The organism is Burkholderia sp. 4M9327F10 (assembly GCF_005503145.1).
Lineage (GTDB): Bacteria > Pseudomonadota > Gammaproteobacteria > Burkholderiales > Burkholderiaceae > Paraburkholderia.
The window spans coordinates 128,402-143,899 of sequence record NZ_SCNV01000003.1 but is presented as its reverse complement, the minus strand read 5'-3'; the positions used below and the strand labels follow the sequence as shown (position 1 = coordinate 143,899).

Annotated in this window: 15 protein-coding genes; 8 read left to right on the top strand and 7 right to left on the bottom strand. The window is 62.0% G+C overall.

Going from position 1 to position 15,498, the window contains the following annotated elements:
- Positions 1–37: 37 nt before the first annotated feature.
- Complete coding sequence (locus tag FFS45_RS04870; RefSeq protein WP_137953583.1) at positions 38–1,468, bottom strand: amidase family protein; 1,431 nt, start codon at positions 1,466–1,468, stop codon at positions 38–40.
- Between the two features lie 98 nt (positions 1,469–1,566).
- On the opposite strand from FFS45_RS04870, the gene FFS45_RS04865 reads away from it, so the two are divergent.
- Both FFS45_RS04865 and FFS45_RS04860 read left to right on the top strand, forming a co-directional pair.
- The gene (locus FFS45_RS04865; RefSeq protein WP_137953582.1) at positions 1,567–2,370 is read left to right on the top strand and encodes an AraC family transcriptional regulator; all 804 of its coding nucleotides are present in this window, start codon (positions 1,567–1,569) and stop codon (positions 2,368–2,370) included.
- A 17-nt stretch (positions 2,371–2,387) separates the two neighbouring features.
- Positions 2,388–3,419 carry a 2-dehydropantoate 2-reductase gene (locus FFS45_RS04860; RefSeq protein WP_137953581.1) on the top strand — a complete coding sequence of 344 codons (1,032 nt, stop codon included), beginning with the start codon at positions 2,388–2,390 and terminating at the stop codon, positions 3,417–3,419.
- A gap of 300 nt (positions 3,420–3,719) precedes the next feature.
- On the opposite strand, the gene FFS45_RS04855 is transcribed toward FFS45_RS04860, so the two are convergent.
- The 3 genes from FFS45_RS04855 to FFS45_RS04845 form a co-directional block, all read right to left on the bottom strand.
- Complete coding sequence (locus FFS45_RS04855; RefSeq protein ID WP_137953580.1) at positions 3,720–4,478, bottom strand: glucose 1-dehydrogenase; 759 nt, start codon at positions 4,476–4,478, stop codon at positions 3,720–3,722.
- Positions 4,479–4,675: 197 nt separating this feature from the next.
- Positions 4,676–5,536 (bottom strand): class I SAM-dependent methyltransferase, encoded by an 861-nt coding sequence (locus tag FFS45_RS04850; RefSeq protein WP_137953579.1) that lies wholly within the window; start codon positions 5,534–5,536, stop codon positions 4,676–4,678.
- A gap of 121 nt (positions 5,537–5,657) precedes the next feature.
- Positions 5,658–5,966, bottom strand: coding sequence for a hypothetical protein (locus tag FFS45_RS04845; RefSeq protein ID WP_137953578.1), 309 nt, complete (start codon positions 5,964–5,966; stop codon positions 5,658–5,660).
- 331 nt (positions 5,967–6,297) lie between these two features.
- Between FFS45_RS04845 and FFS45_RS04840 the strand changes: the two genes are divergently transcribed.
- From FFS45_RS04840 to FFS45_RS04820, 5 genes are all read left to right on the top strand, one after another.
- Positions 6,298–6,591, top strand: a complete 294-nt coding sequence (locus FFS45_RS04840) for a GYD domain-containing protein (protein WP_137953577.1) — start codon at positions 6,298–6,300, stop codon at positions 6,589–6,591.
- Positions 6,592–7,007: 416 nt separating this feature from the next.
- Entirely contained in the window at positions 7,008–8,519 is a 1,512-nt protein-coding gene (locus FFS45_RS04835) for a sugar ABC transporter ATP-binding protein (protein WP_137953576.1), read from the top strand.
- 19 nt (positions 8,520–8,538) lie between these two features.
- A complete protein-coding gene (locus FFS45_RS04830; protein WP_137953575.1) occupies positions 8,539–9,564 on the top strand; it encodes an ABC transporter permease in 1,026 nt (341 codons plus the stop codon).
- Between the two features lie 144 nt (positions 9,565–9,708).
- Positions 9,709–10,650 carry an ABC transporter substrate-binding protein gene (locus FFS45_RS04825; RefSeq protein WP_137953574.1) on the top strand — a complete coding sequence of 314 codons (942 nt, stop codon included), beginning with the start codon at positions 9,709–9,711 and terminating at the stop codon, positions 10,648–10,650.
- A 114-nt stretch (positions 10,651–10,764) separates the two neighbouring features.
- Complete coding sequence (locus tag FFS45_RS04820) at positions 10,765–12,063, top strand: L-fuconate dehydratase (protein WP_137953573.1); 1,299 nt, start codon at positions 10,765–10,767, stop codon at positions 12,061–12,063.
- A gap of 64 nt (positions 12,064–12,127) precedes the next feature.
- On the opposite strand, the gene FFS45_RS04815 is transcribed toward FFS45_RS04820, so the two are convergent.
- Positions 12,128–12,853 carry an SDR family oxidoreductase gene (locus FFS45_RS04815; protein ID WP_212745698.1) on the bottom strand — a complete coding sequence of 242 codons (726 nt, stop codon included), beginning with the start codon at positions 12,851–12,853 and terminating at the stop codon, positions 12,128–12,130.
- A 100-nt stretch (positions 12,854–12,953) separates the two neighbouring features.
- A complete protein-coding gene (locus FFS45_RS04810; RefSeq protein ID WP_137953572.1) occupies positions 12,954–13,847 on the bottom strand; it encodes an SDR family oxidoreductase in 894 nt (297 codons plus the stop codon).
- A gap of 102 nt (positions 13,848–13,949) precedes the next feature.
- Here FFS45_RS04810 and FFS45_RS04805 point away from each other — a divergent pair, with 102 nt between their 5' ends.
- The gene (locus FFS45_RS04805) at positions 13,950–14,789 is read left to right on the top strand and encodes a helix-turn-helix transcriptional regulator (RefSeq protein WP_137953571.1); all 840 of its coding nucleotides are present in this window, start codon (positions 13,950–13,952) and stop codon (positions 14,787–14,789) included.
- A gap of 43 nt (positions 14,790–14,832) precedes the next feature.
- Here the strand turns inward: FFS45_RS04805 and FFS45_RS04800 are convergent, their stop codons facing one another.
- Positions 14,833–15,459: a nucleoside/nucleotide kinase family protein gene (locus FFS45_RS04800; protein ID WP_137953570.1), complete on the bottom strand. Its 627-nt coding sequence runs from the start codon at positions 15,457–15,459 to the stop codon at positions 14,833–14,835.
- Between the last annotated feature and the right edge of the window lie 39 nt (positions 15,460–15,498).

The following is a 15,498-nucleotide window of genomic DNA, read 5'->3' as shown; positions in this document are numbered from 1 at the left end:
ATTGAGCGAGCCGGATTCCATTCCCAACTCCCGAGCCTCAACCCGCAATCCCGGGCCGGCGTTGCGCCCAGGGCACTGCCTCTTCTAGTTGCGCCGCGAGTTGCAGAAGCGTCATCTCGTCACCATAGCGCCCGACAAAGTGCGCGCCAATCGGCAGACCGGCCTCGTTCCAGTGAAGCGGCAGATTGATCGCGGGCTGTCCCGTCACGTTCTGCATCGCGGTGTACTGCACGTAATCGATCAACGGCGCAAAGGCCTTCTCAGGATCGCGCTCGTCCAGATCGAAGGTGCCAAGCCTCACCGGCGGCGAGCCCAAGGTCGAACTGAGCCATACGTCGTAATGCTGGTGGAATGTTGCGGTCTGACGGGCCGCGAGTTGCATGGCGCCTTTGGCGAGCAGATACTTGCTCGCCGTGATGCGCTTGCCGGCTTCGTAAAGCCCCCAGGTGAGCCCTTCGAAGCGATCGGCGGACGGCGTCTGTCCGCTCAGGTGCGCGATGTGATCGATGCCCGCGGCGAGATGACCGGCCCAGAACGTCATGAAGGCCGGGATGAGCGCTACCACATTAAGATCTGGCGTCGCTTCTTCGACGATATGGCCGAGGCTTTCGCATAACCTCGCAGCGTGTTCGATCGCGGCGACGCAATCGGGGGGCAGCGAGCGTCCGTCGATCTTTTTCGTCGAGAAGGCGATGCGCAGCCGTTTCGGCCTGGTTGCCATTGCGGCGAGATACGACAGTGGAGGTTCCGGCGCCCAATAAGGATCGCCTTCAATGCATCCGGCCGTCGCATCGAGCGCCGCCGCGGTATCGCGCACACTGCGTGATACGACATGATCGTTGGCGAGACCATCGAGCACGTCGCCGAAATCGGGCGCATAGCTCATCCTCCCACGAGTCGGCTTGAGACCGACCAGCCCGCAGCACGACGCTGGTACACGGATCGAGCCGCCGCCATCGTTGGCATGGGCAAGCGGCACGATGCGCGCCGCGACGGCGGCAGCCGCGCCGCCCGACGAACCGCCCGGCGAGTATTCGAGATTCCAGGGGTTGCGCGCAGGCCCATAAAGCCTGGATTCCGTGGTCGGCACGAGGCCGAACTCGGAAACGTTGGTCTTGCCGAGAATAACCAGCCCCGCGGCCTTGTAGCGAGCTGTCAGCAGCGAGTCGTGCGCGCCGGGAAACGGCGGCACGAAGCGCGCGGCGAGGCGCGTGGGCATGCCCTCGGCGAAGCCGAAGATGTCCTTGAGCAGGAACGGAACGCCCGCAAACACGCCTTTGGGCAAGGCGCCCTGAGCCGTGGCGCGCGCTCGTTCGTAGTCCTGGAACACCACGCAGTTGAGTTTGGGGTTGAGCGTTTCCGCGCGGCTGATCGCTTCCTCGACCAGTTCGGAGGGTTTGACGTCCTTGTTTCGCACCAGTTCGGCGAGACCCAGCCCGTCGTATTCGGCATACTCTTTGATCGTCATGATGCTGTTCTCCGCGTTTGCTTAAACTTCGGTTTCAGCGTCACCTCATGTGCAATCGAAATTCGCACCCAGGTTTAGCGCTCAAGACATGAGCATGCATGCGGCAATACACAGCGAACTTGAATAAACTGGCTGACATGTCTCCAACTCCGTTTCATCTCTATGTCTGGCCGCAGCGTCTGCTGATGCTGGCGCCCGCCTACGCGTCTGCCCAGCATCGGCACCATGTTGCGCAAATTGGTTTCGGTCTGGATGGGCCGGTCGTCTATGAGTCCCCGCAAACCGGCCCGCTCCGCGCGGATCTCCTCCTCGTCCCGCCGGACACCTTGCATGCGCATCCCGCGTTCGGGGCCACGGCGGTGCTGTACCTGGAGCCCGAAAGCAGTGAGTGGGCGCGTTTTCCCGGCCGCGAGAGTCCCGTTGTGGTCTCCCTGCCTTTCAATCCGCAACTGCGTTCCTTCGCTCGCTGCGCCGCCGCCGGAGACACTGTTGCGGCGCAGTGGATAGTGGACACTTTGCTGGGACAGGCGGCGAACAGCGGCTCGAGCGACGATGAACTGGTCTCGCAGGTTTGCGCGCTAATCGGGCAGCGTCTGGACGGCCCGATCACCCTGGCGGCGCTGGCGAATGCTGTGCACCGCTCTCCCAGCCGGCTGGCGCACCGTTTTCGCGAAGCGACTGGCGTGCCGTTGCGGCGCTATGTCTTATGGCGCCGTTTGCGCACGGCGGTGGAGGTGACCATGCGTGGAGCGAGCTTGACCGACGCAGCTCATGTGGCGGGATTCGCGGACTCGGCCCACCTGTCGCGAACCTTTCGCTCTACCTTCGGTATTGCCCCGTCGTTTATGTTCGAGCGTAGCCGCTTTAGTGTTACGTTCTGCGAATCAACTGCAAACAACTAATCACCCCGGAAAACGGTATGGCAAAAATCTGTATCTACGGCGCGGGTTCCATTGGCTGCTATGTCGGCGGACGGCTTCTTGCGGGAGGCAGCGACGTCGGTTTTATTGGGCGTGCACGCATTGCCGACCAGTTGCGCAGTAAAGGCCTGACACTCTCTGACTACACCGATCGCCGCTGGTCCGTGCCGCCGGAGCGGATAGAGGTGTCTACAGATGCGGCAGCCGCAGCAGCAGCCGATCTCGTGCTCGTCACTGTCAAGTCGGCAGCGACACTGACGGCTGCGGCCGAACTGGCGAACCTGCTTCGCCCCGACACCATCGTCGTGAGCTTCCAGAACGGCATCGGCAATACCGAGGTGCTGCGCGCCGCACTGCCTCACAACCCGGTGCTGGAAGGCATGGTGCCGTTCAATGTGGTCGAACGCGCCCCTGGCGCATTTCATCAAGGCTCAGCGGGCGAGCTGGAAATCAGGTATTCGCCTGCGATGCAACCATTTGCCGAAGAATTCAGAAAGGCAGGCCTGCCCCTCATCCAGCACGCGGACATGTTACCGGTGCAGTGGGCGAAACTGCTGCTCAATCTCAACAATGCCATCAACGCGCTGTCGAACCGCCCGTTGAAGGAGGAACTCTCGCAACGGGCCTACCGGATTTGCCTCGCCGTGGCACAGAGAGAAGCGCTTGCGCTGCTGAAGCGGGCCAACCTACGACCGGCCAGACTGACCCCGCTTCCACCCGCCTTGATACCGCTCGTACTCGGCGTTCCCGACGCATGGTTCGAGCGGCTGGGCCGCAAGATGCTGACGATCGATCCGCTTGCGCGTTCGTCGATGTCCGACGATCTGGCTGCGGGACGCGCCACAGAAATCGACTGGATAAATGGCGAAGTTGTGCGCCTCGCCCAACGCCTCGGGCGCAAGGCGCCAGTGAACCAACGGTTATGCGAACTCGTGCGGGAAGCCGAACGAAGCGACGTGCGGCCATCATGGTCGGGCGAGGCGCTGCTGGCTGAGGTTCGGGCTGCAGCGGGTGCTTCGTCGGGGCAATAACCGTCATACCCCTTCAACCCGTCCACACCTCATGAACCGAAGTCTGAAACACACCGCCATTCATTGGGCCACCTCCTGCCACATGAATCGCGTCCGCGATCACCGCTGCGCCCATGCCATTTCGCTGCGCGGCAGCGATAGTGGCGGCGCGCCGGCCCAGTGCCCAGCAAGGCTGGCGCCTCCACTGCACGCGGCGAGTTCAAGAAATCCACGTCTGGGCAGTCTCATCGCTCACCTCGCACCTTGCGCGATCCGGTGATCGTACTACCAGCACACGTGGCTACGTCGATGAGGGATTCGCTAGCCTTGAACCGAATAGCCGCCATCCACCGGAATGACGGCGCCGGTCACGAAATCGCACGCGCTGGAGCACAGTGCCACCGCAATGCCAGCCAGATCTTGCGGTTTGCCCCAACGGCCCTGAGGCGTGCGGCTCAGCACGGCGTGTTCGAGATCGGGGAAAAGCCGCTTGGCTTCGGCGGTCAGTTCCGTTTCAATCCAGCCGGGCAGCAATGTGTTGACCTGGATATTATGCGGCGCCCACTCGACCGCCCAAGCCTTGCCGAGTTGCACGATGCCGCCTTTGCTCGCCGCATACGCCGATCCGTAGGTCGTGCCGAACAGCGACAGCATCGAACCGATATTGACGATCTTGCCCCCGCCGGCGCGCACCAACGCGCCATGAATTGCTTGCGCACAAAAGTGCGCACCGCTCAGGTTCGTATCCACGATGCGATGCCAGTCTTCGACCGTTAGCTCATGCCCTTGCTTGCGGATATTCATTCCCGCGTTGTTCACGAGGATATGCAAACTGCCGAAGTGCCGCTCCGCCTGTTCGATGGCCTCGACACACTCGCCATGCTTCGTAATGTCGGCTTGAATAAACCGGCCGTTTGAACTGCCGCCCGGCAATGCTGCGAGTGCCCTGCGGCCCTTCTCAGCGTCGCGTCCGAGCAGAGCGACGCGCGCGCCGGCCGCCACCATGCCTTGGGCTATGCCAAACCCGATGCCACTTGCACCGCCAGTGACAACGGCCACCTTGCCCGTCAGATCGAACATGTCTGTCTCCGATTGAAATTAGCGTGATGAACTTCGCGTAAGCGTAGCCTGAACCATCGGGCACGTTAAGCGAGCTCTTCACGATATTTTCGAAGACTCGACGCGAGTTTTGGGAATGTTTTGGGGTGCCCCTGGCGAAAGCGCGAGCACCGTGCCGCGTTCACCAACGGAAGCAGCCCATGGAAATGCTCGGGCAACTACGTACTTGCCACCAGCAGTTCCTCCGCATTGCCCGGTGGGCGCAAACCGTCTGTTCTGCCAACGAAGTAGCGCTGCGTCAGGTCCGCTGCCGAAACATGACGTACCTCTCCAAAGCCCGCCTCGCGAGCCAGCGCCAATATCTCCTGCGGCGTAAAGAAGCTGAGGAACGGCGTCCCGCTCGCGCGTGCGCCCTTCTCCGCCATCTCCAGCGCGGGACGCACCTCAGGGTCCGCCAGTTCCAGCGGAAGCAGGAACGTCATGGCGAGCGTCGATCCCGGCGCAAGCGATGCGACCTCGCGTAAGCTGGCCGCGTTCGCCTCCTTCGTGAGATACATGCTGACGCCCGTGGAGACCACGATTGCCGGCTTGCTGTTGTCGAAGCCGGCAGTTACAAGCCCCTCTTGCCAGGAGCCGCCCGCCTCGAAGTCGACCGGCACGAAACGCAGCCAGTCCGGCACGCCGAAACCGAGTTCGATCAGGCGCTGGCGTTTCCATGCCTGTGGGCCCGGCTGGTCGACCTCGAACACCTTGAGATGGGAGGCCAACTCCGGCCGGCGCTGGGCGAAGCTATCGAGACCGGCGCCGAGGATCACGTACTGGCTCAGCCCGCGGCATGCTTGCTCCACAACCAGATCCTCGATGAAGCGCGCACGAGCCACGATCGAGGCGCGAAAGGGACGCGTGAACTGCGGGTCCATGTCGCCGCGTTGGCGCCAGCCTTCATCCGGGGATAGCAGCTTAAGGCCGATTCTGTCGTCCAGCACATGCGGCGCAGGATCGGCCTCCGTATGTAAAGCTCGCCACAGGGCGACTCGTGCCGCGGTGCTCTCGGGTGCAACATCTTGCTTGCCGGTCATGACTCTCCCAATTCTCGCCTTTCAGGTCTGTGGCGCTTTCCTGGCATCTTTGCACATCGCATCGCACTCCATATTAACTGTTCCGAGCATGTGCCGAGCAACAACACTTTCTGACGATCGCTCAAACAGCCGGCAGATCATCAATGCATTTTTCGACGTGGCCATCCGGAACGTCCGTGTCGATCCCGTCGCGGCCATTCGTGTGGGCAACAGCCTTGATCTTCGGCCCCAGAAATCGTCTGCCGCCGAGAGTAAAAACGGACCAGACCACATCCCCGGCATGGATCGCATTGACTGCTTCAGCCACCTCGACGATTGCGGGTGGCGCCGACCACTCGTTCGTCTTCGGATCGATAAGCGCCCAGCGCACATGCGTGACGCGGTCGCTTGCGGGGTCAATGCGTACGCCATCAATCGCATACGTAGCCATTTCACCTCCCTCGTTCTCGAACAGAAATCGAAGCCGTGTAACTCATCATACTTCTACGAGTGCGCTTTCGTTTCCAGCGCAAGTCGTAATGCGACGGTATTGCTTTGAAACAGGTTATCAGATTCGGCGAGCCTGTCCGTGTGTTCGGCGCCTGGTGCACGGCGCAGCGCGAACGCGCCGGAACGAAGCTGGCAAACATCCCATCGGGCGCGATGCCCATTGCCTAAAATCTAAAGGCGCACGAAACGGTCCTGCAAACAGCCCGCTACGACGCTCGTGGTATCGCTCGGTGTATGAATACCGCCACGTTTCAATCGCAAGGAGAATCGTCATGGCAACTTATGTGGTTCTTTCACAATTCACGGATCAAGGCATCCGCACCATCAAGAACAGCCCGCAACGGGCCAGTCAAACAGCGGAATTGGCGAAGAGTTTCGGCTGCGAGATGAAGCAGATCTATTGGACAATGGGCCAATACGACATTGTCTCAGTCGTCGAAGCCCCCGACGAGCAAAGCTTCGCGGCATTCGGCTTTGCGATCGGCGCCGCAGGCAATATCCGTACTCAGACGCTGCGCGCTTTTAACCATAGCGAAGTCGGCGCGATTCTGGGCAAGCTGTCATAGAGCACGCGGCGAGCATGCGAACTGCTTCCTGGAGGCCGGCGAAAGAAAACGAATAAGCAGACGAATAGAGAGAAACTCAGACAAAACCTCAGACAGAAACGCAGACAGAAAAGCGGGGCACGCACCCGCCGGCAAAACGCCTTCAATAGCAAATAGTGGGAAACCAGCACAAAACAGGTTCACATACGATGAACAGGTTTACCTATGATATTAGGGAATGCCTAATTGAGGCGTTGCCGTCCGGCGACGTAAAATCGTGGCACATCGGTTTGGGGGGCACCAGGCATGTGTCTGGCTTCTCGTTGCGATTTCCGCCGCACTCTGCGGCGACACCCGGCGTCTCACCCGGCGTCCATTTACCCCGCATCTCGCGCTGAGGTTCGCGGTCGCAGGGGCATTGTCGTTCACTGCGCGCCATGACCCCACTCATTTCCGTCAAAAAGCTCAGCAAGAGCTTTCCCGGCGTGAGGGCGCTTCACGAAGTCCAGTTCGACCTCATGGCGGGTGAAGTCCACGCGCTAATGGGCGAAAACGGCGCCGGCAAATCGACGCTGATGAAAATCCTTGCCGGTGTCTACACCCGCGATTCCGGCGAATTCCTCTATGACGGCCAGCCGGTGGCGTTCGCAAGCCCGCGCGAGGCGCAGGCCGTGGGCGTATGCATCATTCATCAGGAACTCCAGTTGATGAACCATCTGAGCGTCGCCCAGAATATGTTCATCGGCCGCGAACCGCGTGGACGCCTTGGCGTGTTCCTCGACGAAGACCAGCTCAATGCGCAGGCACGCGACATCCTGGCCCGCATGCATGTGAATCTCGACCCGCGCGCCGTGGTCGGCACGCTGACCGTCGCCCGGCAGCAGATGGTGGAGATCGCCAAGGCCCTGTCCTTCGATTCGCGCGTCCTGATCATGGACGAGCCCACCTCGGCGCTCAACGACGCCGAAATTGCCGAGCTTTTCCGCATCATCGGGGAGTTGAGAAGCCGGGGCGTCGGCATCATCTACATCTCCCACAAGATGGATGAGCTGAAGCAGATTGCCGACCGCGTCACGGTGTTGCGCGACGGCGAATATGTGGCCACCGTCACCGCAAAGGACACCAGCGTCGAAGCGATCATCGGCATGATGGTCGGGCGAACCCTCGCCGACGTCGAGCCTTCGCACGGCGCCCCGGAAAAAGGCGAGGTCGCGCTCGAAGTCAGCAATCTGAACGCCGGTCCGCTCGTCAGAGATGTGAGTTTTGCATTGCACAAAGGCGAGATATTGGGCTTTGCCGGCCTGATGGGCGCGGGCCGCACCGAGGTCGCCCGCGCGGTGTTCGGGGCTGACCCGGTCGAATCCGGCGAAATCGTGGTGAAAGGCGTGAAGGCGACCATCAGGCGACCGAGCGACGCGGTGGCGCGCGGTATCGGCTACCTCTCGGAAGACCGCAAGCGCTTTGGCCTCGCCACCGGCATGGACGTCGAATCGAACATCGTGATGTCCAACCTGCGCAAATTCCTCTCGCTCAATTTCTTCTTGCGCCGCGTCCAGATGCGCCGGACCGCCTCGCATTTCATCAAGTTGCTGGCCATTCGCACGCCTTCGGCGACGCAGCAGGTGCGGCTTCTTTCGGGCGGCAACCAGCAGAAGATCGTGATTGCGAAATGGCTCGAGCGCGACTGCGACGTGCTGTTCTTCGACGAGCCGACGCGCGGCATCGATGTCGGCGCCAAGAGCGAGATCTACAAGCTGCTGCGCTCGCTCGCCGCGCAAGGCAAGGCGATCGTCATGATCTCGTCGGAGTTGCCCGAAATCCTGCGCATGAGCGACCGTATCGTGGTGATGTGCGAGGGCCGCATCACCGGCGAGCTTTCGGCACAGGAAGCCACGCAGGAACGCATCATGCATCTGGCCACGCAGCGCGAAACCCTAAAAGCGGCATGAACCTCACGAGGTCCGTTTCATGACACTGCCATCGGATACATCGGCACTGGGTAACAAGGAAAGATCTTCGGGACTGCGGGAGCGAATTTTTGCGCCGGCCGCCCTGCAAAAGCTGCTCGCCTTCGGCAGCCTGATCCTGCTGCTGGTGTTTTTCAGCTTCGCGTCGCCCGCTTTCATGCAGATGGACAACATGCTCGGCATTCTGCAGGCGACAGCGGTCAACGGCGTGCTGGCGATTGCCTGCACCTTCGTCATCATCACCGGCGGCATCGACCTGTCCGTCGGCACTTTGATGACCTTTACGGCGGTCATCTGCGGCGTGTTTCTGACTTACTGGCATTTGCCGATGTGGACCGGCGTGCTCGCCGCGATTGGCACCGGCGCGCTCTGCGGAACCGTTTCGGGCACCCTCACGGCGAAAATGAAAATCCCGCCGTTCATCGCCACGCTGGGCATGATGATGCTGCTAAAGGGGCTTTCGCTGGTCGTCTCGGCCGACAAGCCGATCTATTTCACCGACACCGAAAACTTCTTCATGATCTCGCAGGATTCGCTGATCGGTTATGTGCTGCCGAGCGTGCCCATTCCGAACGCGGTCCTGATCCTGTTTTTCCTGGCGGTGGTGAGTTCGATCACGCTCAATCGCACGGCGCTCGGCCGCTATACGTTTGCGCTCGGCAGCAACGAAGAAGCCGTGCGCCTGTCCGGTGTGAACGTCGACCGCTGGAAGATCGCCATTTATGCGCTGGGCGGCGCCATTTGCGGCATCGCCGGGCTGCTGATTGCCTCGCGGCTGAATTCGGCCCAGCCCGCGCTCGGGCAAGGCTATGAACTCGAAGCGATCGCCGCCGTGGTGATTGGCGGCACGTCGCTGAGCGGCGGTTCGGGCACGATTCTCGGCACGATCATCGGCGCGTTCATCATGAGCGTGCTGACCAACGGCCTGCGCATCCTGTCCGTCGCTCAGGAATGGCAGATCGTCGTGACCGGTCTCATCATCATTCTTGCGGTCTATGCGGATATTTTGCGGCGCAGGAAAAGCTGACTTCACGCGGGAGACGCGCAAGCGAGGAATCGCGCTCAGGTTTCAAGCTCATGCTTCAAGCTCATGGTTCAAGAAAAGGGAGCGCCATAGGCTCCCCCAACAACGGCTGAAGGTTGAATGGCCCACCTTAGGAGGAGATACCCCATGTTGAAAAGAAAACTTATCGGCGTCGTGCTCGGCGTCGGCGCGCTCGTTGGCGGCACAAGCGTTACGCTCGCGGACGAACCCTACATCCCGCTCATCTCGAAGGGCTTCCAGCACCAGTTCTGGCAAGCCGTGAAAGCCGGCGCCGAGCAGTCGGCGAAGGACCATAACGTCAGGATCTCCTTCGAGGGTCCGGAAACCGAGGCTATGGTCGACAAGCAGATCGACATGCTCTCGGCCGCGCTCGCCAAGAAGCCTCAGGCGCTCGGCATCGCGGCACTCGACAGCAAGGCGGCGATTCCGCTATTGCGGCGGGCGCAGTCCGAAAAAATCCCCGTCATCGCCTTCGACTCAGGCGTCGATAGCGACATTCCGCTGACGACCTGCGCCACCGACAACCTGGCCGCGGCCGCCCTCGCCGCCGACAAGATGGCCGAAGCAATCGGCGACTCAGGTGAAGTCGGCCTGATCGTGCACGACCAGACGAGCCGCACCGGCGTCGATCGACGTGACGGCTTCCTCAACGAAATAAAGGCCAAGCATCCGAACATCAAGATCGTCTCGGTGCAGTATGGCGGCGGTGACCACCTGAAGTCGGCGGAAATCGCCAAGACGATGATTCAGGCCAACCCCAACCTGAAGGGCATTTTCGGCTCAAATGAAGGTTCGGCGGAAGGCGCGGCAATCGGCGTCAAGGAATCGGGCAAGAAGCTGGTCCTGATCGGCTACGACTCAGGCAAGGAGCAAAAAGAGGACATCACGTCGGGCCTGATGTATGGCGCGATCACGCAGAACCCGATCGGCATCGGCAAATGCGTGGTCGACTCCGCGGTGAAGGCGATGAAAGGCGAGACGCTGCCCAAGAAAGTCGACACTGGCTTCTACTGGTACGACAAGAGCAATATCACCGATCCGAAGATTGCCGCCGTGCTCTACGATTAACCGCTGCTGCCGCTACAGTGTAATAAGTGAGGCGGGGCCGCGGCGCCTTTGAGCGCCACGGCCCGCCTCGTGCATAGCCGCATGCCGTTAGCAGTCGCCCCGGAGGGTGCCCAGATGACCACGATCACAAGGCTGTCGGTTCGCGATATCCGGTTTCCGACCTCACGGTCGCTCGACGGCTCCGATGCGATGAACGCCGCACCGGACTACTCCGCCACTTACGTCACGCTCGAAACCGATTCGCCACACTCGCTGACGGGCCACGGCCTTACCTTCACGATTGGGCGCGGCAACGAGATCTGCGTGACGGCGGCACAGGCGCTTGCTCCGCTTGTGGTCGGTAAAACGCTCGAAGAGATCGCCGCCAACATGGGTGCGTTCTGGCGCGCACTAACCTCGGATAGCCAGTTGCGCTGGATTGGCCCGGACAAGGGTGCGATTCATCTGGCGACGGCGGCGGTCGTGAATGCAGCCTGGGACCTGTGGGCGAAAGCGCAAGGCAAACCGGTGTGGAAGCTGCTGGTCGACATGAGCCCCGAAGAACTCGTGCGGTGTCTCGACTTCCGTTACGTGACCGATGCGATCACACCACAGGAAGCCATTGCCATGCTGCGCCGCCATGCCAGCACACGGAGCGAGCGCGAGCAGGAAATGCTGGCACACGGCTATCCGGCCTACACGACATCGGCCGGTTGGCTCGGCTACGACGACGACAAGATCCGCCGGCTCGCACGCGAAGGCGTCGCGCAGGGCTGGACACACTTCAAGCAGAAAGTGGGTGGCAATCTTCAGGAGGATATGCGCCGGGCCCGCATCCTGCGCGAAGAAATCGGCGCAGACCGCAAGCTGATGATGGATGCAAACCAGGTGTGGGATGTCGACGAAGCCATCGCGAACATGCGCTGCCTGGCCGAATTCGACCCGTGGTGGATCGAGGAACCCACGAGTCCCGACGACATTCTCGGCCACGCGGCGATCCGGCAGCGGCTACATCCGGTCGGCGTCGCCACCGGCGAGCATTGCCAAAACCGCGTGATGTTCAAGCAGTTGCTGCAAGCGCATGCCATCGACTTTTGCCAGGTGGATAGCTGCCGCCTGGGCGGCCTCAACGAGGTGATCGTCGTTTTGCTGATGGCGGCGAAATACGGCGTACCGGTGTGTCCGCATGCGGGCGGCGTCGGTCTGTGCGAGTATGTCCAGCATATTTCGCTGTTCGACTATATCTGCGTGTCGGCCTCGCTGGAAAACCGCGTGCTCGAATACGTGGACCATCTGCATGAACACTTCGTCGACCCTGTCGTGATTCGCAACGGCCGTTACATGCCGCCGCAGCGTCCCGGCTATAGCATCGAAATGCATGCGGCCTCGCTCGATCAGCATCGCTTTCCGGATGGTCCTGTCTGGAAACCCTAATCCGGCGGCCTTGAAACAGCGTGCATCGAGCCGCTGCCGTTAAGGCGTGGCGGCATCGCACGACTCAGACCACCAGCCCACCACCATCGACGGGCAAGATCTGCCCAGTCGCATAGCCGTTGAGCATCAGATACACATATGCCTTCGCGGCCTCCTGCGGCGTCGCGCCCCGCGGCACGGGCAGAGGCTCCACCATCGACTGCAACATGGCCGAGGGCATCTGCTTCACGTGCTCGGTCAGCACGAGGCCCGGGCATACGGCGTTGACGCGCACCGGCATGAGATCCACCGCGAGACCGCGCGCAAGATGCTCGATGGCACCCCCAAAAGCCGTCGCCATGGGAGCGCCTTTGCGCGGCCGGTGCGCGAGCATGCCGCTCGTCAGCGTAATCGAGCCGTCCTGGGCAATTGTGCGGCAGCCGTGTTTGACCACCGCGAGCACGCCCCAGAAGCGGACGTCGAGGAGTTGCCGTGCCTGCGCCAGGTCAAGGTCGCGGGAGGATACGAACATCGGTCCGCCCCAGTCTCCGGCCGTGATCGCCAGATGATCGAATGCACCCAACTCGTCGAAGAAACCGGCGACGCCAGCCTCGTCGCGCAGATCGACGGTGCTGCCGGTCGCACCCGGCAGGCGCTCGAGCGCGGCCTTGACCTTCGCCGCATTGCTCGAGGCGACCACCACCGCAGCGCCCTGTAAACGCACCAGCTCGGCAACCGCAAAGCCGATTCCCGACGTGCCGCCAATCACCACTACGCGCTTTCCTTCCAGGGACATCGCGGGATCAGTCATTCCTGCTCTCCCATACGGTTGAGGACCGTTCACCGACCGCCGTGATGGCGGTCCTGCCCACGCCGACGGTTAGGCTTGCCAGGTATTTCCCTACCGGACATCACGCAGGCACGTAATAACCAGGCTGAGCGATGTCGCTCAGAAGATCCGGCCCGTCTGCCTGCCAGCCCAGCAGTTCCTGCGTCCGTTGACTGGAGGCGGGAACGTCCATGCCCACGAACATGCCGAACCAGCCGAAATGCTCGCCGACCTCCTCGGGGTGTTTGCTGACGACCGGCACGTTCAGTTGGCGGCCGATCACCTCGGCGATCTCCCTGAACGGCACCCCCTCTTCGGCGACCGCGTGATATCGCGCTCCGGCCTCACCCTTTTCCAGGGCGAGACGGAACAGATGAGCCGCATTGAGACGATGCACGGCGGGCCAGCGGTTGAGCCCATCTCCGACGTAAGCCGAGACGCCTTTCTCGCGTGCAATGGCGATCAGCCTCGGCACGAAGCCATGGTCGCCTTCGCCGTGCACCGAGGGTGCAAGGCGCACCGCACTGGCACGCAGGCCGCGCGCCGCCAGCGCGGTGGCCACCTCTTCCGGCGCACGAGGAAACGCAGGGTTAGGAGCGCGGACATCTTCCTCGTTCGCGACGCGGCCCGGCGTCAGAAGCGCGACCCCGGAGGTCACAATCAGCGGCCGGCTGGAGCCTTCGAGCGCGTCGCCCAGAGCCTCGAGGGCGCGCCGTTCCGTCGCGGCGTTCTCGGCAAATTTCGAAAAATCGTGGTTGAAGGCCGTATGGATCACCCCGTCCGCCGCAAGCGCACCGCGGCGCAGGCCGTCGATATCTTCGAGCGTGCCGCGATGCACCTGCGCCCCCGCTGCGGCAAGCGACGCCGCCCCTGCCTCCGAGCGCGCAAGACCGAGTACCTGGTGCCCCGCATCGAGCAATTCCCTGACGACTGCAGAACCGACGAAGCCGGTTGCACCGGTCACAAAAACTTTCATGGAAACTCTCCTGATCCCAAGTGGACAGGAGCGATTCTTGGCGCGTACTCTATACGGGTAAAGTAGTGACGTTATACAGGTATACCGACTAACAGGGTACGCATGCCGGACGAGAACGAAAATCTGCTTGGAGCCTACCTCAGGGATCGCCGCACGAAGCTAGACCCCGCGGCCTTCGGCTTTGAGTCGACGCGCCGGCGCACACCGGGGCTGCGGCGCGAGGAAGTCGCGCAGCGCGCCAACGTCAGCGCAACCTGGTACACGTGGCTTGAGCAAGGTCGTGGCGGGGCGCCATCGGCTGAAGTGCTCGACCGCATCTCACGCGCGTTGCTGTTGACAGAAGTCGAACGCGAGCATCTGTTCCTGCTTGGCCTCGGCCGTCCGCCCGAGGTCCGCTATGAGGCACGGGACACGGTTACGCCGCGGCTCCAGCGCATACTCGACGTGCTGGAGCCCAGTCCTGCGTTAATCAAGACCGCCACGTGGGACGTCGTCGCATGGAACCGCGCCGCTTCCGCGACGCTGATCGACTATGACGCGCTGCCGCCCGGGCAACGCAACATCCTGCGCCAGGTCTTTTGCGACCCGCGCATCCGCGCCGCCCAATTCGATTGGGAAAGCGCCGCCCGCTTTGTGGTGGGATCGTTCCGGGTAGATGCCGCACGCGCCGGCGCCACGGGCCAGGTGGCCGCGCTCGTTGAGGAACTGTGCCGGGTGAGCCCGGAATTCGCAGCACTGTGGCGCGATCATGACGTGCGGGCGCCCGGCGAAGGCGTGAAGCATCTCCGGCATCCGATCGCCGGGACGATTGCCTTCGAATATTCGGCCTTCGCCGTCGACGGCCGGCCCGATCTCAGCATGGTGATCTACAACCCAGCAACGCCGGCCGATGCCGAGCGGGTGAGTTCGCTGATCCGGGCGCGCTCTAAACCAGAAGCGTGATGCGTGCGGGCGTCCGATTTATTCGCCTACTGCCTGCGCCTTCTCACAGCCCCCGGAACACCAGGTCGGCGCGCGCTCGCGTGGATTCGATCAGCGCTGCGTTAACCTCGTCGGTATGCTGAACCCAGCTTCTCGCCGCGGCTTCATCGCGGCCAAACTGCACATGGCGGTAAACAAGGCGCTGCCTGCGCACTTCCGGATCGAGATCGACATACCACGCTTCGTCGAGCAGCGGCCGGACGGACTTCCAGTGGCCGCGATCGAGCAGCAGATAGTTGCCCTCGGTAATCACCAGTGGCACATCCGGCGTGACGGCAATCGCTCCGGCCACGGGTTCTTCAATCTCGCGCCGAAACGTGGGAGCGTAAATCACCTCGTCGTCGCGCTGCGCACGCAGACGGTCCAGCAATGCAACGTAACCCGCGCTGTCGAAGGTATCTTCAGCGCCTTTACGGGAAGCGCGGCCCAGACGTTCGAGTTCGACATTGGCAAGATGAAATCCGTCCATCGGCACAACAACTGCACGGCCGGGTAGCGCTTCGAGAATGGCCTGCGCCAGCGTCGATTTGCCGGCGCCCGGCGCTCCGGTCAACCCAAGGATGCGGCGTTTTCCGCCAGCGATAAGCTGTTCTAGTCTGGACAAGAAATGATGTTCGATCATCGGGACCATCTGGTTTGTATGGGTTAGTTGTTTCCAGCACGCAGCAGG